The sequence below is a fragment of the Piscibacillus sp. B03 genome (assembly GCF_052246295.1).
In the GTDB taxonomy this organism is placed as follows: Bacteria; Bacillota; Bacilli; order Bacillales; family Alkalibacillaceae; genus Piscibacillus.
Genome location: NZ_JBQQCO010000003.1, coordinates 73,868 through 93,299, shown reverse-complemented (window position 1 = coordinate 93,299; position 19,432 = coordinate 73,868). Strand labels below are relative to the sequence as shown.

The window sequence follows — 19,432 nt, the reverse complement described above, 5'->3', positions numbered from 1 at the left end:
AAGATATGGTTACTGTATTAAGCTACTTTTTCTTAATAATTGCTAACACAACCTGCACGACAAGGGATATTAATCCAACAATAAAAGAACCAAAGGCGAACAAGATTAGGATATAACCGGTTCCGTCCATATTGAACACCTCCAAAATATTCCACCTAGAATTTACTTGTCCATATTATAAAAAAAGAACATATGTTCGTAAATGATTTTTGTGAAAATCCTACAATGTCACTATTTTTGTAGTGTAAATTTATATGTTTTGCACAAAATAATAATTGTTATAACAGCTGTGAGGTTTGCTATTACTTAGTTATGGGTAAATTTTACATAGAAACGTTTTTTATAAGCGTGGATATGTACGGACAATATGGAAAGGAGTTTTCAAATGAAACTGAATGTAGCTCAAAAGTTAATTAAAGATCATCTTGTTTCAGGTGAAATGAAACCTGGAACTGAGATTGGTTTAAAAATCGATCAAACATTAACTCAAGATGCGACTGGTACAATGGTTATGTTAGAGCTTGAGGCGATGGGTGTTGATAGTGCGAAAACTGAAGCATCAGCTCAATATGTTGACCATAATTTAATTCAGTCAGATCACCGAAACCCTGATGACCATTTATTCTTAAGAAGTGCTGCAAAGAAATTTGGCCTATATTTTAGCCGTCCAGGTAATGGTGTTAGTCACCCTGTTCATATGCAAAAACTATGTAAACCTGGTCGTACACTTTTAGGTTCTGATAGTCACACGTGTGCGAATGGTTGTATGGGAATGCTAGCTATGGGTGCAGGTGGAATTGATGTTGCCATGGCTATTGCTGGTGAACCTTTTTACGTAAAAATGCCTGAGGTCTGGGGTGTGAAGTTAACTGGTAAACTTCCAGATTGGGTAAGTGCTAAAGATGTTATTTTAGAAATGTTACGTCGTCATGATGTAAAAGGCGGAGTTGGAAAAATCATTGAGTACTATGGCCCAGGCTTAAAAGATCTATCAGCAATGGATCGTCACGTAATCGCCAACATGGGTGCTGAGCTTGGTGCAACAGCGACAGTTTTCCCTTCTGATAAGGAGGTTAAGCGTTTCTTAAAACAACAAGGTCGTGAAGAAGATTGGCAAGAGATTACGGCAGACCGTGGAGCGACATATGATCTACATGATGAAATTGATTTATCTTCATTAGAACCTTTAATTGCAAAACCATCAAGTCCAGGAAATGTAGTACCTGTAAGTGAAGTGGCTGGTGAAACGATTTACCAATCTTATATTGGTTCATCAGCTAACCCAGGTTATCGTGATTTTGCAATTGCAGCTGAAATTGTTAAAGGGAAACAAATCGCTAATGGTGTCTCTTTTGATATTAACCCTTCTTCTCGTCAAATTTTAACGCAATTAGTCGAAGAAGGTCATATTGCGAGCTTGCTTAGCGCGGGTGGCCGTCTTCACCAGGCTGGTTGTAACGGATGTATCGGTATGGGACAGGCACCTGCATCAGGTCGAAATAGTTTAAGAACAACACCACGTAATTTCCCAGGTCGTTCTGGAACCAAAGAAGATAGTGTGTTCTTATGTAGTCCTGAAACAGCTGCAGCATCAGCTTTAACAGGTGTTATTACAGACCCTAGAACGCTAGATATGAGTTATCCGACGATTAAGGAACCAAAAGTTAATTTTGATAAAGAACAAGGCATGCTAGAAGAACCAATCGATCCTGCAGAAGGTTTAAATGTAGAACTTGAAAAAGGACCTAATATTAAATCGATTCCAGAGCTATCACCAATAGAAGATAACTTTGAGGTCCCGGTATTACTTAAGATGGGTGATAATATCTCCACCGATGAAATACTAGCTGGTGGATCTCGTGTATTACCATATCGTAGTAATCTACAAAGGATTAGTACGTTTACATTCGAAATTGTCGATGATACGTACTATGAACGTGCGATGAAGCAAAAAGATGAAGGTGGTCATGCTGTTGTAGGTGGTTACAACTATGGACAAGGTTCATCCCGTGAGCATGCGGCTTTAGCACCACGTTTCTTAGGACTGAAAGCTGTACTTGTTAAAGATTTCGCACGTATTCACTTACAAAACCTAATTAACTTTGGTGTCTTACCAATACAATTTGTTGATGATAGCGATTATGAAAAAATCGAAAATGGTGATGTACTCGTTTTTGAAGGCATTCGAGATAAAATTCGAAATGACAATGAATTTGAAATTAGTATTAAAGGTAAGGATGATAAAATCCGTGTAAGACATGGATTAACAAGCAGACATCTGGACATAATATTAGAAGGTGGAGTGATTAATTGGATCAAGAATAAACAACAAGAAAGTGGGGTTTAAATGGGATCTCAAGAACACAGATGTAAGGCTTGTGAAGGAAGCGGACTATTAATGGACGATGAAGAATGGCACTACACATGTACCGTTTGTCGAGGTGATGGTTACGTTTCTGATTATGAAAATCGTGAAGAAAACCGTGTGAGTAATGTCGATGAAAACAATCGAATATTAGATTAAATTATTAACTGCCTCAATTTTATTGGGGCAGTTTTTGTTATGTGAAAGGAATTTTACAGTTTGTGTTGAAAGTATTGGTTAGAAGGAGTGAGGTATATGAGTGTAAAAGTAGCACTGACGGAAGAAGCGGTCATACAGCACTTTAAGTTATGGAGAAGTTGGGTAGTTAGCTTAGTAGAAAAAATTCCAGAGGAGCACTTTGATGAGGTTCGCAGTCCATTTCATAATAATATAAGGTGGAATGCGGGACATTTAGTCGCAAACTTAGACTCTAAACTAGTCTGGATTTTAGGAGATGAGCCACGTGTGTCAGAGGTTTATCAAGAGTTTTATGCTCGAGGGACGAGCCCATCCGATTGGGCGGAAGAACCACCTTCTAAAGAAGAAATTTTAGAGCTACTCAAGAAGCAGTCAGATGAACTAGAGGAAAGGGTAAGTGGAAAGCTAGATTTGGAACTTCCACATGAATTCATGGGAATGAACACTTTAGGTGAAGCACTCGAGTTTTTCGCTGCTCATGAGGCTTTACACCTCAACACAATTAATACAATGCGTCGAATGATGAAAAGTAGTAAATCTTAATACCACGTTCTAGAATCGTGGTATTTTTTATGGGGAAAAATTTTAATATATGAGGAACTTTTCGGATTTATGGGGAAAAATTCAATTTTATAGGGAAATTTTTATTTTTATGGGGAAAACCTAAAATTTCATATATCAAACAAGCAATATTTTGTTATGATAGTTTTGTACTAGATGGAGGTGCAATCAATGGCATGGGATATTTTGAACATCATTGGTACAATGGCTTTCGCAATTAGTGGTGCCATTGTTGCATTGGAAGAAGAATATGATCTATTCGGTGTTTATTTATTAGGTTTTGTAACGGCATTTGGTGGAGGAACAATCCGAAATATTCTACTCGATTTGCCGATCTCAGATATATGGAATCAAAGCATGTTATTTACCATAGCTTTTATAACGATGACACTTTTGTTCTTCATCCCTTTTCACTGGGTGTTAGGGTTCAAAAAGTTATGGGGAGTTTTCTTTGATGCCATTGGTCTTGCTTCATTCGCCGTGCAAGGTGCACTATTTGCGGTCATGGCTGGTTACCCAATGAGTGCGGTTATTGTAGGTGGTGTTTTAACAGGAGTAGGCGGTGGTGTCATTCGAGATATGTTAGCGGGCAGAAAACCACTTGTGTTACATCAAGAAATTTATGCTATGTGGGCTGTGTTAGGTGCAATGGCGGTCGGATTTGGCATTGCTACAACGATGTGGCAGTTTATCTTATTAATCATCGGTATTGTCTCACTTAGAATGTTATCGGTAATTTATCAATGGAGCTTACCTTCGAGATTTGATTGGTTAAGACAATTGAAAAAGCTTAAACGTCAGGGGGAATAATGTGTTTCAATCAGAATCATTCTTTAGACAGTTTCCAATTTTTACAGAGCTTAATGAAGTGGAGTTAAATCGTTTAAGACAGATTTCAGTTGAACGCGAATTAACAAAAGGCGACTACATATTTCGCCAAAATGAAAAGCGTCATTCTGTTTATTTCATTCGTTCTGGTTTGGTGAAGGTTTTCAAGGTAAATCAAGAAGGTAATGAACAAATCGTTAATGTCTTACATTCAGATGAAATGTTTCCACACGTCGGGTTCTTTGATGAAACGCCTTATCCTGCAACAGCAATCACCTTAACGGATACAAAAATTGTGAGTATTCCAATCCAAGATTTTGAATTATTGTTGCTAGAAAATCCGGGAGTGGCTATTAAAGTTTTGAAAGTGGTGGGAAAGAAATTATTAGACCTACAAGAGCAGCTTCAAACGATTCAATCTCAAGATGTATTTCATAGAATTGTGATGATGCTCATTAGGTTCACCAACGAACTAGGAGTAAAGAAATCAACGGGTGAGATTTATCTACAACTTCCGATCACAAACTCGGAGCTAGCTAGCATGATAGGAGTGTCTCGTGAAGCGGTTAATCGGGCGTTCAACCGACTAAAAAAAGAACAAGTTATTGCTTACAACCGAAAAGAAATACATATTCTAGATTTTGATACCTTAAAAGAATATTGGATACATTAACACCTTTCAAGATGGAGGGTGTTATTTTTTGCGCTTATTGTGAAATATTTCACAATTCCGTCAACAAATAATGGTGAGTTTGTGATATAAATCACAAACTTTAGATGATTTTACCAATAAGATAAAAGTAGAAAAAGAGATAAGGAGGGCTGCCGATGAAGCGTTCTAAAGAACATGATGAGAAGTTGTATGGGGCTTTTGTTTCTGTATTAATAGTTGGAGCTTTTATTGTTGGTTCTTGGTTGTCAATTTATTATTTGTTCATTACGCGTTAATCCTGAGGGGGGATTCATATGCACATGCATAAGTTAGAGAAGGTTTGGTTAATTATTGGAGTCATTACATTAATTGCATTTTTATCTACAGTAGGTTATCAAGCATTTGCTTCTGGTCACGCACCACCTAGTGATTTAACAAAATTAGATCCAGAGAAAGTGAATGAGACACCACCATTCGATGAACCTGGTCTAAGACAAATTGGTGATAATGAATACGAATTGGTGATGGTTCTTCAATCATTTGGTTTTACACCGAACAAGGTTGAGATTCCACAAGGTGCGACTGTAAAGTTTATCGTTACATCAGTTGATGTGGTTCATGGATTTGAAATAGCTGGTACACGAGTCAATATGATGGTGACACCAGGGCATGTGAACTCAATGACTTATAAGTTCAACGAAAAAGGTGAGTATTTGATTTTATGTAATGAGTATTGCGGCATAGGGCACCACGTGATGAGTGCTGAATTGGAGGTGAAGTAGATGAACCGTTTAGATAGCAAGTTGAGTATGGCACACTTTTACATTGCATTTATTGCTATCGCCATTGGAGGGCTCTTTGGTTTACTCCAAACATTAGTTAGAAGTGAAATGATAACCTTACCGCCGTCATTAAACTACTACCAAATTCTAACCGCTCACGGTGTACTAATGGCGATTGTCTTCACAACATTCTTTATCTTCGGCTTTCTGTATGCCAGTGTTGTCAAAACAACAGGTGCTTTTAGTAAAGGTAGAAGGCGGTCTGCATGGATTGGTTACTGGATGATGGTGGTTGGAATGGTGTTGGGTGTTATCATCATCATGCTTGGTGAAGCTACCGTACTTTACACATTCTATGCACCATTAGAAGCGCACCCATTATTTTATATTGCTTTAGCACTAATCATTGTTGGTACTTATTTCGGATCATTCGCGATTATTCGTCAATATAACCATTGGAGAAAAGAGAACAAAGGAGAAACAAGTCCATTACTCGCTTTTATGGCAGTGGCAACATTAGTTCTTTGGTTAATCGCAACTATTGGGGTTGTTGCTACAGTTGTTCTTCAGTTCATACCATGGTCATTCGGTTGGGTAGATGAGATTAACATTGCCCTCAGTAGAACATTATTCTGGTACTTCGGTCACCCATTGGTGTATTTCTGGTTATTACCGGCTTACATGGCATGGTATGTAATCGTACCAAAAATTATTGGAGGAAAAATATTCAGCGATTCACTTGCAAGGCTAGCATTTCTACTTTTTATCTTATTCTCAATTCCGGTAGGCTTCCACCACCAACTACTAGAGCCAGGAATTAGTCATGAGTGGAAGTTCATCCAGGTTGTATTAACGTTTGCAGTCATTATTCCATCTCTAATGACAGCATTCGCACTATTAGCCACATTTGAAATGCGAGGTCGCAGTTTAGGTGGTAAAGGATTGTTCGGTTGGTTTAAAAAACTACCATGGAAAGATGTTAGATTCTTTGCTCCATTTATGGGGATGTTGATTTTCATCCCTGCTGGGGCAGGTGGAATAATCAACGCTAGTAACCAGATGAACCAAGTTGTTCACAATACGATATGGGTTACAGGCCACTTCCACCTAACAATTGGTGCAACAGTTGCTCTAACATTCTTCGGAATCAGCTATTGGTTAATTCCACATTTAAAAGGTCGAGTTTTAACTAAACAGATGAATGGAATAGCGATCTATCAAACGATTCTTTGGGTAGGCGGAATGTTAATCATGTCAGGTGCAATGCACTTCTCAGGTTTACTAGGCAACCCAAGACGTACGCAATTGACATCATACTTTGATCACCCAGTCGCATCAAGCTGGGGTGCATATGAAACAGGCATGGCAATAGGCGGAACTCTATTATTCATTTCATTAATTCTTTACCTAGTCTTAATGATTAACCTATCGTTCTTTGCACCAAAAGGTCAGGAGGAGTTTCCGGTTGGCGTAGAAGCGGACGAATCTATCCGTCCACCAGCCATTTTGGAGAATTGGAAAGTTTGGATTGGAGTGGCATTTGCATTAATTATTTTTGCTTATACCATCCCAATCATCGATATTATTCAAAATGCCCCTCCAGGATCTAAAGGATTTAAATTCTGGTAAAAAAATCTAAGGAGTTGATGGTTTTGAAAAAGTTAATGTTGATGTTGTTAGGTTCAATGATTTTATTAGCAGCCTGTGGAGGAGATAACGATTCCAGTGGCGAAGTTGAACAAGTAGAAGCATCTGAGAAAGTTACGTTAGAAGCATCAAACTTCGATTTTAATCAGGATACGTATGAAGTGAACTCAGGTGATATTGAAATCGAACTTGTTAATGTGGAAGGTATGCATGGCATTACAATCGATGGTGTGGATGGTTTTGAATTAAAAGACGCGGGAAGTCAGACTGTCCACCTAGATCCAGGTGAGTACACAGTAAGATGCAGTGTACCATGTGGTCAGGGCCATATGGATATGGTTGCAACAATCGTTGTTAATTAAAAATATTATGACCTCTACTTATTAAATGATGGGTAGGGGTCAATATTTTCACATACTATATTTTTAAGAGGTGATTGATATGAAAAGGCATGAAGCGTTGAATCCATTATCCCATCACCACCATCATGCACTAGTGATGGCGTTGAACATGAAGCGTGCAGGGACAGAAAAGAGTGACCATTCTTATAAGCAACTCATTCGTGACATGATTAATTTTTGGGAAAAAGATGGTCGAGATCATTTTCGAGACGAGGAAGAAATACTTGTTCCACTTTACTTACAACATGTGAACGATTCAGAACAGGATTTAGTAAAAGAAATGCTTTATCAACATGCGCAAATTCGAGGGTTAATCGAAGAATTACGTGAAAAAAGTGATACTGATTATGAGAATATGCGTTTATTAGGAGAGTTATTAGATGAGCATGTTCGGTTGGAAGAGCGACAGTTGTTTCCGTTAATGGAAAAAGCCATACCAGAAAAGTATTTGTATCAGGCAAATGGGCGTTTCCATAGAGACTCTTACAGTGGTTTTTAACTCAACTCTTTGAACCAGTATGAAACAGCGAGGCTTATGAGAGAACCAATAAAAAAGAGAAAGCCATAACCCATAAAGAATAGATGATATTTAAAGTCAAAGAAATAGCCAAGTCCGAAGGCAAGAATACTTAATATTAAAACGCTACTAAAAATATAGAAGTTGTAATCTCGACTGAAGCCTAATCCAGTTTGAATATAATGAATTAATACCGACACAACTAAAAACCCGACTAAGATAAACAAATAAATCATGACTGTTCCCCTCTAACTAATAACGATATATTCCCATTATATCACAATCAACTAGTGATAAAGACGGAACCTGTGGGGAAAGCTAGTCATGATGTTATCTAAAAGTAGGTGTGACTCATGTCGGGAATGACGCTTATTTACATATTATTAATCATTTTATTAATCGCATTGACCGCCTTTTTTGTAGCGTCTGAATTTGCCATTGTCAAAATTCGAAGTAGTAAGATCGACCATTTAGTTGAACAAGGTGATAAACGTGCAATTGCGGCGAAAAAGATAATAGGTGAGCTTGATGCCTATTTATCAGCTTGTCAGCTAGGTATAACTATTACTGCCCTTGGATTAGGTTGGATAGGTGAGCCAACAGTCGAGAGATTATTACGACCACTCTTTGATTACTTTGAACTACCGACTTCCATCTCTCATCTGCTATCGTTTGCTGTTGCATTTGCGATTATTACGTTTTTACATGTTGTAATCGGTGAATTGGCACCTAAGACATTAGCCATTCAATTAACCGAAAAAATTGCACTTATGACTTCACGTCCTTTAATTTGGTTCTATAAAATCATGTTTCCATTCATTTGGTTGTTGAATGGTTCAGCTCGACTTCTAACTCGATTGTTTGGAGTTAGTCCGGCTTCCGAACATGAGATTGCCCATTCTGAGGAAGAGCTTCGAATTATATTATCTGAAAGCTATCAGAGTGGGGAGATTAATCAAGCTGAATACAAATATGTGAATCGGATTTTTGAGTTTGATAACCGACTTGCTAAAGAAATAATGGTGCCCAGGATGCAGATTGAAGCATTTGAAAAAGATACAACGATACAAGAGTTTTTAGAGCGTGTGCGTGATGCGACATACACACGATATCCAGTGATTGAAGGTGATCATGACCACATTGTTGGTATGATTAATGTCAAACGAGTGATCACGAACTTTTTTGATATTAAAGATTTTGAACATGACACAATTGAGGCTTTTACACGGCCAGTTATTAGAGTAATTGAAACCATCCCTATTGAGGAATTACTTAAGAAAATGCAAAAAGAACATATTCATATGGCGGTTTTAGTAGATGAATATGGAGGGACCTCTGGAATTGTAACAGTTGAGGACATATTAGAAGAGATTGTCGGTGAGATTCAAGATGAGTTTGACGATGAAGAGGAAGAGTTATTCAAAGAATTAGAACGCAATGTATACTTAGTTGAAGGGCGTGTCTTAATTAGTGAAGTCAATGAATGGTTTGACTTGGATATAGAAGCTTACGATGTTGATACGCTAGGTGGTTGGCTGTTAACCGAGAAGCATGATTTAAAAGTAGGTGACAGTGTTAAATATGAAAACGTCACATTTTTAATTAAAGAAATGGATGGGTATACCGTAAGTAAAGTTGAAGTGAGTAAATAGAAAAGGTCTGGCTGTGAATGAACAGCCAGACCTTTTTACCATCTTAAATCCATTGTCAGATGACAACAGTCTGCTCCTTCAACATTAGCTTGCATTGTCATGGTGATGCCATCTGGGTTGTAGTCGACTTCAACTTCGTTATGGATACCTGTTGACTCAAGTAAAGCTTGAACACGTTCAATATCATTCTGTTGAGCCGCATCCATTACTTCAAAAGCAAAATCCTCTGATTCCGAAAGCCTTTGTAAAATGCCGCTTGCATCATTCAGTAAATCACGAAATGCCTCAGCTGATTCTTTAAAAACCGTTGGATCGACCTCAGGATAATTCTGTCTAGGCATTTGTCCGGAATGATACGTTTGGTAAACATCATACCAAGGATAATAATAGTAAGGGTGATTATGCTGGTTAGGATTGTTTCGATGTTTCATATTTCTCCTCCTAAATGGTTGTCATTATATGTATATGTTTTTAGGAGGATGTCATGTGAGATGAAATTATTACTTAATAAAAAATCCAGCCGTGATCTTCACGACTGGTTTAATTAATCTATTAAGCTTTTACCTCTTCAGGCACATGTAGGCCTAAACCTTCTGCTACTCGCTCACCGTATTCTGAGTCAGCTTTATAGAAGTGACCAATTTGACGAAGCTTAACTTCTTCAATTGTACACTGTCCTAAGTGGTCTACCACATTTTGAACAAGACGAGTTTTCTCATCATCGCTCATTAGGCGGTATAAATCACCTGCTTGAGTGAAGTGGTCATGTTCGTTGTAAGCTACTTGAGCTGCTTCTCCTTCAACTTCAAACGGATTAACTTTGTTTGTTGGATCTTCTTTAGGTGTTTCGTCATAGCTGTTTGGCTCATAGTTAATGTTAGTATCATTATGACCTACACCCATTTGCATGTAACCAGCACGCTGATAGTTCTTCGGTTCGTTAATAGGACGGTTAACAGGAAGCTGTTCATGGTTAACACCTAAACGATAACGTTGAGTGTCAGAGTATGAGAACAAGCGACCTTGTAACATTTTATCTGGAGATGGTTCAATACCAGGCACTAAGTGTGCTGGAGATAACGCAGCCTGCTCTACATCATTAAAGTAGTTCTCAGGGTTACGGTTTAATACCATCTTACCAACTTCGATTCTAGGGTAATCTTTTTTACTTACTGTTTTAGTTACATCAAAAAGATCCCACTTGTAAGTTTTATAGTCTTCGTACGGAATGATTTGCACGTATAACGTCCATGAAGGGTAGTCTCCTTCTTCAATGGAGTTAAATAAATCTTCCGTGTGATAATCGGGGTTTGTACCGGCCATTTCATCAGCTACGTTGACATCCATTCCTTTCACGCCTTGGTCACTAATGAAGTGATACTTAACCCAGAATGCTTCTCCTTCTTCGTTTACCCATTTATAAGTATGGCTACCATAACCGTTCATATGACGGTAAGTTGCAGGAATACCGCGATCACCATGTAAATAAGTTACTTGGTGAAGTGCTTCTGGTGAATGGCTCCAGAAATCCCATACTGCGTTTTTGTCTTTTAAGTTTGTTTGTGGGTTACGCTTTTGTGTATGGATAAAGTCAGGGAACTTAATCGCATCACGAATAAAGAAGATAGGTGTGTTGTTACCAACTAAATCATAGTTACCTTCTTGTGTATAGAATTTTACAGCGAAACCACGTGGGTCACGTACTGTATCTGCTGAACCTAATTCACCTGCAACGGTTGAGAAGCGGATGAACATAGGAGTACGTTTACCTTTTTCATTTAAAAAGTCTGCTTTTGTATATTTTGAAATTTCATCGTTTGTCACTTCAAAGTAACCGAACGCTCCAGCACCTTTAGCGTGAACGACACGCTCTGGAATACGCTCGCGATCAAAGTGAGCTAATTTTTCTAATAAATGTACATCTTGAATAAGTGTCGGTCCACGACTACCAGCCGTAATTGAATTTTGATTGTCACCGACAGGGGCACCACTTGAAGTGGTTAGACGGTTCTTGTCTACCATAAATCATTCCTCCTCTTAAAATGAGTACATGTTATATATTAACCTATTAATAATGATTTGTAAATTAAAATGATTATAATTTACTACAAAATATAATGAGAGATATGCAGAGGTCTGAGAGGTGGTAAACCGGTATTTTATAAAAATGGTTAGAAAATATGCCATTTCATTTGGCTAGAATTTAAGTGAATAATTGAGAGGGAAGCGTAGTTTTTACTCTACGCTCGTGATGCAACTGCTTCTATTTCTACCTTGGCACCTTTAGGTAATGCGCTTACTTCAAATGCTGCTCGAGCAGGGTAAGGCTCGTCTAAAAAGCTAGCATAAATCTCATTAACAGTAGCAAAGTCGTTCATTGAATCTAGTAATATAGTAGTTTTAACTAAATTTTTGTAGTCAAGTCCAGCTTCTTTTAAAATTGCACCTAAGTTCTTCATAACTTGTTCAGTTTGTTGGGCGACATCATCACTGACCATTTCCATTGACTCTGGATTAAGTGGAATCTGACCTGAAATAAATACGAGATCACCAACTTCAACAGCCTGTGAATATGGGCCGATTGCAGCTGGAGCTTGATCAGTTGAGTAAACATTTTTCATCATACATTACCCCTTTCTTTAAATGATATTTTAACATATTTTTTTATACATATAGGAGTCAAAAGTCTTCTATATTTTTATATTTTAAATTTTTCTGAATTTTTGTTATAATAAACGTGTCTTGAGCGAGCGCTCAATAAATTTTACCGGAGGGGATCGAATGAAGAGAGAAGAATTAATCGCACCAGATCAGTACAACATCGTATCAGAGTTTGAAAAGTTTGCGACTGAAGGTAGTCGTAAAGCGGTTCTCTGGGAGGATGAAGCGGGTAATAAAAAAGACATAACCTATGTGGATTTAATGAAAAACGCAAATAAAATTGCAAACGCTTTCTTAGATAATGGTTTGAAGAAAGGTGATAAAGTTTTAATTATTGTGCCGAGATTGATTGAAGCTTATCAGATTTATATAGCGGCACTAAAAGCAGGGCTGGTCGTCATTCCAGGATCGGAAATGCTACGAGCAAAAGATATTGATTATCGTTTATCTCACGGTGAAGCAAAAGCTGTCGTTAGTTATTATCCATATGTTTCTGAGTTTGAGAAAGTTAGTCGGGTGAATGACTTACAGCGTTTCGTAGTAGGATCTGATCATGACGATTGGCTACATTTAGACGCATTGATGACTCGTGCTTCTGATCAATTTGTCATTGCAGATACGAAGCGTGATGATATGGCATTCCTGTCATATACTTCAGGCACGACAGGAAACCCTAAAGGTGTTGTACATACGCATGGCTGGGGTTATGCTCACCTAAAGACGTCTGCTTCTAATTGGTTAGGAGTTGAAGAAGGCGATGTCGCTTGGGCTACCGCTGGACCAGGCTGGGCGAAATGGTTATGGAGTCCGTTTTTATCCATTCTCGGTTCTGGAGCAACGGGGCTAGTTTACAATGGTAAGTTTAGCCCAACAAAGTACTTACAACTATTACAAGAGTATAAGGTGAATGCATTATGCTGTACACCGACTGAATATCGTTTAATGGCGAAGGTTGACGGACTCGATCAGTATAATTTATCAAGCTTGAAGAGTGCCGTTTCTGCTGGTGAGCCGCTAAATCGTGAAGTGATTGATACATTCCGTCGTTATTTTGATGTAACCGTTCGCGATGGTTATGGCCAAACAGAAAACACGTTATTAGTAGGGATCACTCGTGATATGGAGGTTCGCCCTGGTTCGATGGGGATGCCGACACCAGGTAACCACGTTGAGATTGTTAATGAAGACGGTGAACCAGTGGGTGTTGATGAAGTAGGCGACATTGCGGTGCATAAATCGACCCCGGCTTTATTTAAAGAGTACTATAAAGACCCTGAGCGTACACAGGCGGCTTATCGTGGAGACTATTACTTAACAGGTGATCAGGCGAAGAAGGATGAAGATGGTTACTTCTGGTTTGAAGGACGTAGTGATGACATCATCATCAGTTCAGGCTACACAATTGGACCATTTGAAGTTGAGGATGCGCTAGTTAAGCATACGGACGTTCAAGAGTGTGCGGTCGTCGCCAGCCCCGATGAAGTGCGCGGGGCTGTCGTTAAGGCATTTATCGTGTTAAAAGACGATGTTGACCCAGAACGTGACGGGCTAGTTGAAGAATTACAAGATCACGTCAAACGACTAACAGCACCTTACAAATACCCACGTAAAGTTGAGTTTGTTAAAGAGTTACCGAAAACAACGTCAGGAAAAATCCGTCGAGTGGAATTAAGACAGCGTGAACGTGCAGCGGTTAAATAAATGTCGAAAACCAGCCATGGCTTGTGGCTGGTTTTTATATTGATTATTTGGGATTAATTTTTATAATAAATATATAAATAACAGAAAGGGGTTTTTTATGTAATAATGATTTTAAAAGAACTTCATCTTCCACCTTATTTACTTCAACTTGAGGCTTTTATTAGACGTCTTACCTCCCACTTTGAAAACTACACTATGGTCCAGGATCAACTTTCACGTGAGTACGCCGGTTATTATAGAGAAAGCCAGCTGCGTTATCAATTATCCAAAATGAATTTTCAGCACGACATCATTTTCCAAATACGCCTACCTTTTAACGGATACTACTTCCAAATAGATTGCTTACTACTAACTCCGAGATTTTTTCTGATTATTGAAGCTAAAAATTATCGCGATCAAGTTGAGTTTAATGAATTCAACCAAGTTTTGCACAAAGATAAAATCTATCAAGACCCAGTTTTACAAGCTGAAGAACAAAAATATCAATTACAAATGTGGTTAGAAATGATAGGTGCTTCTTCAATCTCCGTTGAAACTCTCGTAACTATGACCAACTCCCAAGCACTACTAAAATCTTCAGTCTCCAAATACCAGGATAAAGTGATCACGCTTCCTAAGCTTTCGAGTAAAATACGTGAGCTTTCAGAACTCTACAAAACCCCTGTTATGAGTATCAGTGATATGAAATGGGTGGGAAGTCAGATGGTAGCGAATCACCAAAACTACATAGCGGATGTGTTTAAGAGGTTTCGGGTTAATGAGAGCGTGCTTCAAAGAGGGATTGTGTGTCCGAAGTGCGGAGTGTTAGGTACGAAAATTTTTCAGCTTCGTTTTGAATGTCCGAATTGTCAACTAAGATCATCGGATGCCTATATGACAGCATTAAAAGATAGTTTTTTGCTAGGAAAAAAGGAGATTACCAATCGAGAGTTTCGCCAGTTCACGGGTATTCAATCACATAGTACGACTAGAGATTTATTAGCTAGGTCGGGCCTTAAACAGTTAGGTCAAAGAAGAGGCACCCGTTATCAGTTGGACTTTGATTATAAACGAGATTTTGATTACTTAAAGAGAAAAAATAAAAATTCGAAAACCCGTTCATAAATGGGTGGAAGCCGTTCATAAAGACGGAAAACCCGTTCATAAATGGGTGGAAGCCGTTCATAAAGACGGAAAACCCGTTCATAAATGGGTGGAAGCCGTTCATAAAGACGGAAAACCCGTTCATAAGTGAGCGAAACCCGTTCATAAGTGAGAGAAACCCGTTCATAAGTGAGAGAAACCCGTTCATAAGTGAGAGAAACCCGTTCATAAATGAGCGGAACACGTTCATAAAGTCAAAAAACCCGTTCATAAACTTTGATATGAATAAATCCCTCCACATCAAAGCGGGAGGGATTTTCATTTAATGAAACGGATTCACGTGTACATATACATCCTGAACTTCCTCGTGGTTGTCCATTAGTTTTTCTTTAACCCGTGCGGCGATCGCGTGACCTTCATCAACCGTAATGTTCGGATCGACGCTGATTTTAACGTCAATGATGACGTAAGAGCCGTGGGTTCGGGCGTTGAAGGTGTCGATTCTTTTGACACCTTCTACGGTCATAACGCATTCGAAGAAATGTTCAACCTCTTCATTATCAAGAACAGTCTCAAGGGTGACATGGACTGCGTCTTTACCAAGTTTGAAGCCCATCCACATGACTAAGACCGCGATTAAACTTCCTGCAACTGGGTCGAAGTACAATAAAGCGGTAATGTCATATTCTCGTCCTAAAATGGATAGTCCAATCCCGGCTAAAGCTATGAAAGAAGAAATGGCGTCTGATCGGTGGTGCCAGGCGTCAGCCATGATTGCTGGGCTACTTATTTTTTTACCGAGTCGGTATTTATATTGAAATAACGCTTCTTTGACTACGATGGAAAAAATAACAACATACAAGGCGTAAACGCTTGTTTCTTCTGTTGTTCGATCCCAAATAGATTGAATCGAATCGAGTAAAATCTCAAAACCCACGACAATTAATAAGATCGAGACAATTAAAGTCGCTATGTTCTCGGCCTTCCCGTGCCCATATGGGTGTTCAGGGTCTGGTGGCTTACGGGCGGCTCGAATTCCGATTAGTACTGCAAAAGAGCTTACAACATCAGATGCAGAGTGGAAAGCATCGGCTATTAGGGCTTTACTATTGGTGAAAACACCTGCTACGCCTTTTATAATGGCTAAAAGAAGGTTAGCTATAATTCCTAATATAGATGCGAATTGTGCTTTTGAATAACGTTGGTCCATAAAACAACCCACTTTTTGTATGTAGTAATTTTTATCTTAACAATAATCTTGAGAATGGTCTATTCAGAAATAAGAACCATACAGTCTCCCCTTCATATAATACTCCATAAGTGCATTTTTACACGAAAAAGGGAGTTGGCAATATGTGTGGAATTACCGGTTGGGTTGAATGGGAAGGGATCAACCATCGGGAACATGATGAAATTATTAAGAGAATGACAAGTAGGATTATTAAACGGGGAACAGATGATGAAGGCTACTATTTAAATCAGCATGTCGCTTTCGGGCATCGACGGCTTGCGGTTATTGATGTTGAAAAAGGAAAGCAACCGATGATTGTCAATCATGTTGGGAATACTTATACCATTATTTACAATGGTGAATTGTACAATACTAATGACATAAAAAAAGAGCTAATGAAGCGAGGGTATCGCTTCAAAACGACATGTGATACGGAAGTACTCTTAAACGCTTATGTACACTGGGGACCAGATTGCCTTGACCATTTGAATGGAATTTTCGCGTTTGCCATTTGGGATGAGAAAAATGAACGGGTTTTTATTGCACGCGATCGCCTAGGTGTAAAGCCGCTTTTTTATGCTGAAACAGACAAAAAGGTCATCTTCGGGTCAGAAATTAAAGCCATTTTAGAACACCCTTCGATTGAACCTACTGTCGACTGTGACGGGTTAGCAGAAGTGTTCGGACTTGGTCCTTCTAGAACTCCCGGACATGGTATATTTAGTCAAATTAATGAGCTTAGAGCGGGTCACGCGATGTTGGTCACAAGGGAAGGGGTGAAGAAGTGGCGCTACTGGAACGTGAAAAGCGAAGAACACCAAGACTCGTTTGATGAAACAGTTGAGAAAGTTCGTCACCTATTTGTGGATGCAGTAAAGCGCCAACTTGTATCTGATGTGCCGATTTCAACGTTTTTATCAGGTGGGGTCGATTCGAGTGCCATTACAGCCATTGCGGCTAACCATTTCAAAGAAACGGACCAAGGTCAGCTTCCGACTTATTCAGTTGACTATAAAGGTAATGACAAACATTTTGAAAAAAGTACTTTTCAACCGTCAGATGATCGGGATTTTATTAAGATTATGGTCGATGAGTTTAATACGAAGCATTCTGACTGCATTATTACTGAAGAAGAACTATTTAATACGTTGAAAGAATCCGTTATTCTTCGTGACCAACCCGGAATGGCAGATGTCGATTCATCCTTACTTTGGTTCTGCCATAAGATTAAACAGGACACGACCGTTAGCTTATCTGGTGAATGTGCTGATGAAATCTTCGGAGGTTACCCATGGTTCCATAACCCAGAGACGAGTGGGGATGATGGTTTTCCGTGGATTCGTTCATTAGACCATCGTGAAGCACTTCTTTTACCTGAATGGAAGAAAAAATTAAACCTTAAAGATTACGTTCAACAACGGTATCAAGATACCGTCGCCGAAACACCACGATTAGATGGAGAAAGTGAGATCGATCGCAAACGCCGTGAGATGTTTTACCTTAATATGAACTGGTTTATGACACAATTATTGGATCGTAAAGATCGAATGAGCATGGGAGCAACCTTAGAAGTGAGAGTGCCATTCGCGGATCACCGCTTAGTGGAGTATGTATGGAATGTCCCTTGGGAGATGAAAAATGTAGGCGGTTTGGAAAAAGGGTTGCTTCGTAAAGCGTTAGAGGGCATTTTACCTCATGACATCTTATATCGTAAAAAGAATCCTTATCCGAAAACATTTCAGCCTAAATACACGGAATTAGTTATGAATTGGATGAATGAGATTTTACAAGATTCTAATAGTCCATTGCTTGAAGTAATGTCAAAAGATCAAATTCAGAAACTGGTAGACTCACAAGGAGCTGATTTTAAAGAGCCTTGGTATGGTCAGCTGATGCAAGGTCCACAATTGATCGCACATTTGTGCCAGATAGATTATTGGATGCGTCAATATCAAGTGAAAATAAAGTAGGTTAAGGCCTCGTGCCTTAACCTACTTTGTGCATTTCATTATGGGCAGTGACTTTTTCTACCCAATTAAACGGGTCAGCTAGACGACCGTATTGAATTCCTGTTAGTGTGTCATATAATTCTTTTGCCAATTTGCCGGTTTTTCCGTTGTTAAACACCATCTGATGATTATTCCAATCCAATTGACCAATAGGTGAGATGACAGCAGCTGTACCAGAGCCAAAAACTTCTTCAACATTTCCATTCGTATATTCTTCGTAGAGTTCTTCAATCGTTAATTTACTTTCGCGAACGTTAACACCCCAATGTTCTAATAATTGAATGACAGAACTACGCGTAACACCACTGAGAATACTTCCGTTTAACTGAGGTGTCACAACTTCATCACCAATTTTGAAAAACACATTCATACTTCCAACCTCTTCAATATATTTCTTCTCAACACCATCTAACCAAAGAACTTGAGAGTAGCCACCTTTGGAAGCGACCTCTTGCGCTTTTAGACTAGAAGCGTAGTTCCCACCTGTTTTAGCTTCACCTGTTCCACCTCGGACTGCTCGAACGTATTCATTCTCAACCGCAATTTTAATCGGATTAATCCCTTCTTTATAGTAAGCTCCGACTGGCGACAGGATAATCACGAGTTTGTATTGTTTAGATGGTGCCACCCCTAGAAATGGTTCTGTTGATATAATCATAGGCCGAATGTAAAGTGAAGTGCCATCTGCTTCAGGGATCCATTCTTTTTCAATATGAATTAATTGTTTTAAGGCATGTAAGAGAAAGTCTTCATCAATGGGTGGGATGCATAAGCGCTCGTTAGAACGGTTTAAGCGCGCAATGTTCTTCTGTGGGCGGAATAGAAGAGGTTCACCTTGAGGGTTAAGGTACGCTTTAAGGCCTTCAAATACGGATTGACCATAGTGGAATACCATCGCAGCAGGATCTACTTTGAGAGGTTCATAAGGTACGATTTTGGCATCGTGCCAGCCTTCTGATTCTGAATAATCCATTACAAACATGTGGTCTGTAAATGTTCGGCCGAATGCTAGTTCATCGCTGTTAGGTTTTTCTCGATAGTCAGTAGTTTTAAAGACTCTTAGTGTACGATTTTCCATGTTGTCATCTCCTTGTTTTCCGAAAATTTTAATATTTATCTTAATACACGTTTGACGCGTTTTCAA

Annotated in this window: 22 protein-coding genes; 15 read left to right on the top strand and 7 right to left on the bottom strand. The window is 38.9% G+C overall.

Annotation, left to right across the window (positions count from 1 at the left end; translation table 11 throughout):
• Positions 1–22 precede the first annotated feature (22 nt).
• The gene (locus ACTWQB_RS03400; protein WP_443137778.1) at positions 23–130 is read right to left on the bottom strand and encodes a putative holin-like toxin; all 108 of its coding nucleotides are present in this window, start codon (positions 128–130) and stop codon (positions 23–25) included.
• A 255-nt stretch (positions 131–385) separates the two neighbouring features.
• On the opposite strand from ACTWQB_RS03400, the gene ACTWQB_RS03395 reads away from it, so the two are divergent.
• From ACTWQB_RS03395 to ACTWQB_RS03350, 10 genes are all read left to right on the top strand, one after another.
• Positions 386–2,347, top strand: a complete 1,962-nt coding sequence (locus tag ACTWQB_RS03395; protein WP_443137777.1) for an aconitate hydratase — start codon at positions 386–388, stop codon at positions 2,345–2,347.
• On the top strand, positions 2,348–2,524 hold the full coding sequence (locus ACTWQB_RS03390) for a hypothetical protein (RefSeq protein ID WP_443137776.1): 177 nt from the start codon (positions 2,348–2,350) through the stop codon (positions 2,522–2,524).
• 96 nt (positions 2,525–2,620) lie between these two features.
• Positions 2,621–3,106, top strand: coding sequence for a DinB family protein (locus ACTWQB_RS03385; protein ID WP_443137775.1), 486 nt, complete (start codon positions 2,621–2,623; stop codon positions 3,104–3,106).
• Between the two features lie 189 nt (positions 3,107–3,295).
• The gene (locus ACTWQB_RS03380; protein ID WP_443137774.1) at positions 3,296–3,934 is read left to right on the top strand and encodes a trimeric intracellular cation channel family protein; all 639 of its coding nucleotides are present in this window, start codon (positions 3,296–3,298) and stop codon (positions 3,932–3,934) included.
• A gap of 1 nt (position 3,935) precedes the next feature.
• Positions 3,936–4,625, top strand: coding sequence for a Crp/Fnr family transcriptional regulator (locus ACTWQB_RS03375; RefSeq protein ID WP_443137773.1), 690 nt, complete (start codon positions 3,936–3,938; stop codon positions 4,623–4,625).
• A gap of 155 nt (positions 4,626–4,780) precedes the next feature.
• The gene (locus tag ACTWQB_RS03370; RefSeq protein ID WP_443137772.1) at positions 4,781–4,900 is read left to right on the top strand and encodes a cytochrome c oxidase subunit 2A; all 120 of its coding nucleotides are present in this window, start codon (positions 4,781–4,783) and stop codon (positions 4,898–4,900) included.
• Between the two features lie 18 nt (positions 4,901–4,918).
• Positions 4,919–5,386 (top strand): cytochrome c oxidase subunit II, encoded by a 468-nt coding sequence (locus tag ACTWQB_RS03365; protein ID WP_443137771.1) that lies wholly within the window; start codon positions 4,919–4,921, stop codon positions 5,384–5,386.
• Complete coding sequence (locus tag ACTWQB_RS03360) at positions 5,387–7,015, top strand: b(o/a)3-type cytochrome-c oxidase subunit 1 (protein ID WP_443137770.1); 1,629 nt, start codon at positions 5,387–5,389, stop codon at positions 7,013–7,015.
• Between the two features lie 23 nt (positions 7,016–7,038).
• Complete coding sequence (locus tag ACTWQB_RS03355; protein WP_443137769.1) at positions 7,039–7,395, top strand: cytochrome C oxidase subunit II; 357 nt, start codon at positions 7,039–7,041, stop codon at positions 7,393–7,395.
• 79 nt (positions 7,396–7,474) lie between these two features.
• The gene (locus tag ACTWQB_RS03350) at positions 7,475–7,933 is read left to right on the top strand and encodes a hemerythrin domain-containing protein (RefSeq protein WP_443137768.1); all 459 of its coding nucleotides are present in this window, start codon (positions 7,475–7,477) and stop codon (positions 7,931–7,933) included.
• Here ACTWQB_RS03350 and ACTWQB_RS03345 read toward each other — a convergent pair.
• Positions 7,930–8,187, bottom strand: a complete 258-nt coding sequence (locus ACTWQB_RS03345) for a hypothetical protein (protein WP_443137767.1) — start codon at positions 8,185–8,187, stop codon at positions 7,930–7,932. The two genes, ACTWQB_RS03350 and ACTWQB_RS03345, sit on opposite strands and share 4 nt — an antisense overlap.
• Positions 8,188–8,313: 126 nt before the next feature.
• On the opposite strand from ACTWQB_RS03345, the gene ACTWQB_RS03340 reads away from it, so the two are divergent.
• Positions 8,314–9,603: a hemolysin family protein gene (locus ACTWQB_RS03340; RefSeq protein WP_443137872.1), complete on the top strand. Its 1,290-nt coding sequence runs from the start codon at positions 8,314–8,316 to the stop codon at positions 9,601–9,603.
• 35 nt (positions 9,604–9,638) lie between these two features.
• Here the strand turns inward: ACTWQB_RS03340 and ACTWQB_RS03335 are convergent, their stop codons facing one another.
• The 3 genes from ACTWQB_RS03335 to ACTWQB_RS03325 all read right to left on the bottom strand — a co-directional run bounded on the left by ACTWQB_RS03335 (position 9,639) and on the right by ACTWQB_RS03325 (position 12,224).
• Positions 9,639–10,034 carry a hypothetical protein gene (locus ACTWQB_RS03335; RefSeq protein WP_443137766.1) on the bottom strand — a complete coding sequence of 132 codons (396 nt, stop codon included), beginning with the start codon at positions 10,032–10,034 and terminating at the stop codon, positions 9,639–9,641.
• Between the two features lie 121 nt (positions 10,035–10,155).
• A complete protein-coding gene (locus ACTWQB_RS03330) occupies positions 10,156–11,625 on the bottom strand; it encodes a catalase (protein WP_443137765.1) in 1,470 nt (489 codons plus the stop codon).
• 218 nt (positions 11,626–11,843) lie between these two features.
• A complete protein-coding gene (locus tag ACTWQB_RS03325) occupies positions 11,844–12,224 on the bottom strand; it encodes a RidA family protein (protein WP_443137764.1) in 381 nt (126 codons plus the stop codon).
• Between the two features lie 160 nt (positions 12,225–12,384).
• On the opposite strand from ACTWQB_RS03325, the gene mbcS reads away from it, so the two are divergent.
• From mbcS to ACTWQB_RS03310, 3 genes are all read left to right on the top strand, one after another.
• Positions 12,385–13,965, top strand: a complete 1,581-nt coding sequence (gene mbcS, locus ACTWQB_RS03320; protein WP_443137763.1) for an acyl-CoA synthetase MbcS — start codon at positions 12,385–12,387, stop codon at positions 13,963–13,965.
• 105 nt (positions 13,966–14,070) lie between these two features.
• The gene (locus ACTWQB_RS03315) at positions 14,071–15,069 is read left to right on the top strand and encodes a nuclease-related domain-containing protein (protein WP_443137762.1); all 999 of its coding nucleotides are present in this window, start codon (positions 14,071–14,073) and stop codon (positions 15,067–15,069) included.
• 4 nt (positions 15,070–15,073) lie between these two features.
• A complete protein-coding gene (locus ACTWQB_RS03310) occupies positions 15,074–15,199 on the top strand; it encodes a hypothetical protein (RefSeq protein ID WP_443137761.1) in 126 nt (41 codons plus the stop codon).
• Positions 15,200–15,370: 171 nt separating this feature from the next.
• On the opposite strand, the gene ACTWQB_RS03305 is transcribed toward ACTWQB_RS03310, so the two are convergent.
• A complete protein-coding gene (locus tag ACTWQB_RS03305) occupies positions 15,371–16,258 on the bottom strand; it encodes a cation diffusion facilitator family transporter (protein WP_443137760.1) in 888 nt (295 codons plus the stop codon).
• A 143-nt stretch (positions 16,259–16,401) separates the two neighbouring features.
• On the opposite strand from ACTWQB_RS03305, the gene asnB reads away from it, so the two are divergent.
• Entirely contained in the window at positions 16,402–18,249 is a 1,848-nt protein-coding gene (asnB, locus tag ACTWQB_RS03300; RefSeq protein WP_443137759.1) for an asparagine synthase (glutamine-hydrolyzing), read from the top strand.
• Positions 18,250–18,265: 16 nt separating this feature from the next.
• Here asnB and ACTWQB_RS03295 read toward each other — a convergent pair whose 3' ends face one another.
• Positions 18,266–19,366 carry a branched-chain amino acid aminotransferase gene (locus tag ACTWQB_RS03295; RefSeq protein WP_443137758.1) on the bottom strand — a complete coding sequence of 367 codons (1,101 nt, stop codon included), beginning with the start codon at positions 19,364–19,366 and terminating at the stop codon, positions 18,266–18,268.
• Between the last annotated feature and the right edge of the window lie 66 nt (positions 19,367–19,432).

Coding starts and splice junctions, on each gene's coding strand:
- ACTWQB_RS03400 (WP_443137778.1), bottom strand. CDS start 130: ATGGACGGAACCGGTTATATCCTAATCTTGTTCGCCTTTGGTTCTTTT.
- ACTWQB_RS03395 (WP_443137777.1), top strand. CDS start 386: ATGAAACTGAATGTAGCTCAAAAGTTAATTAAAGATCATCTTGTTTCA.
- ACTWQB_RS03390 (WP_443137776.1), top strand. CDS start 2,348: ATGGGATCTCAAGAACACAGATGTAAGGCTTGTGAAGGAAGCGGACTA.
- ACTWQB_RS03385 (WP_443137775.1), top strand. CDS start 2,621: ATGAGTGTAAAAGTAGCACTGACGGAAGAAGCGGTCATACAGCACTTT.
- ACTWQB_RS03380 (WP_443137774.1), top strand. CDS start 3,296: ATGGCATGGGATATTTTGAACATCATTGGTACAATGGCTTTCGCAATT.
- ACTWQB_RS03370 (WP_443137772.1), top strand. CDS start 4,781: ATGAAGCGTTCTAAAGAACATGATGAGAAGTTGTATGGGGCTTTTGTT.
- ACTWQB_RS03365 (WP_443137771.1), top strand. CDS start 4,919: ATGCACATGCATAAGTTAGAGAAGGTTTGGTTAATTATTGGAGTCATT.
- ACTWQB_RS03360 (WP_443137770.1), top strand. CDS start 5,387: ATGAACCGTTTAGATAGCAAGTTGAGTATGGCACACTTTTACATTGCA.
- ACTWQB_RS03350 (WP_443137768.1), top strand. CDS start 7,475: ATGAAAAGGCATGAAGCGTTGAATCCATTATCCCATCACCACCATCAT.
- ACTWQB_RS03345 (WP_443137767.1), bottom strand. CDS start 8,187: ATGATTTATTTGTTTATCTTAGTCGGGTTTTTAGTTGTGTCGGTATTA.
- ACTWQB_RS03340 (WP_443137872.1), top strand. CDS start 8,314: ATGACGCTTATTTACATATTATTAATCATTTTATTAATCGCATTGACC.
- ACTWQB_RS03335 (WP_443137766.1), bottom strand. CDS start 10,034: ATGAAACATCGAAACAATCCTAACCAGCATAATCACCCTTACTATTAT.
- ACTWQB_RS03330 (WP_443137765.1), bottom strand. CDS start 11,625: ATGGTAGACAAGAACCGTCTAACCACTTCAAGTGGTGCCCCTGTCGGT.
- ACTWQB_RS03325 (WP_443137764.1), bottom strand. CDS start 12,224: ATGAAAAATGTTTACTCAACTGATCAAGCTCCAGCTGCAATCGGCCCA.
- mbcS (WP_443137763.1), top strand. CDS start 12,385: ATGAAGAGAGAAGAATTAATCGCACCAGATCAGTACAACATCGTATCA.
- ACTWQB_RS03315 (WP_443137762.1), top strand. CDS start 14,071: ATGATTTTAAAAGAACTTCATCTTCCACCTTATTTACTTCAACTTGAG.
- ACTWQB_RS03305 (WP_443137760.1), bottom strand. CDS start 16,258: ATGGACCAACGTTATTCAAAAGCACAATTCGCATCTATATTAGGAATT.
- asnB (WP_443137759.1), top strand. CDS start 16,402: ATGTGTGGAATTACCGGTTGGGTTGAATGGGAAGGGATCAACCATCGG.
- ACTWQB_RS03295 (WP_443137758.1), bottom strand. CDS start 19,366: ATGGAAAATCGTACACTAAGAGTCTTTAAAACTACTGACTATCGAGAA.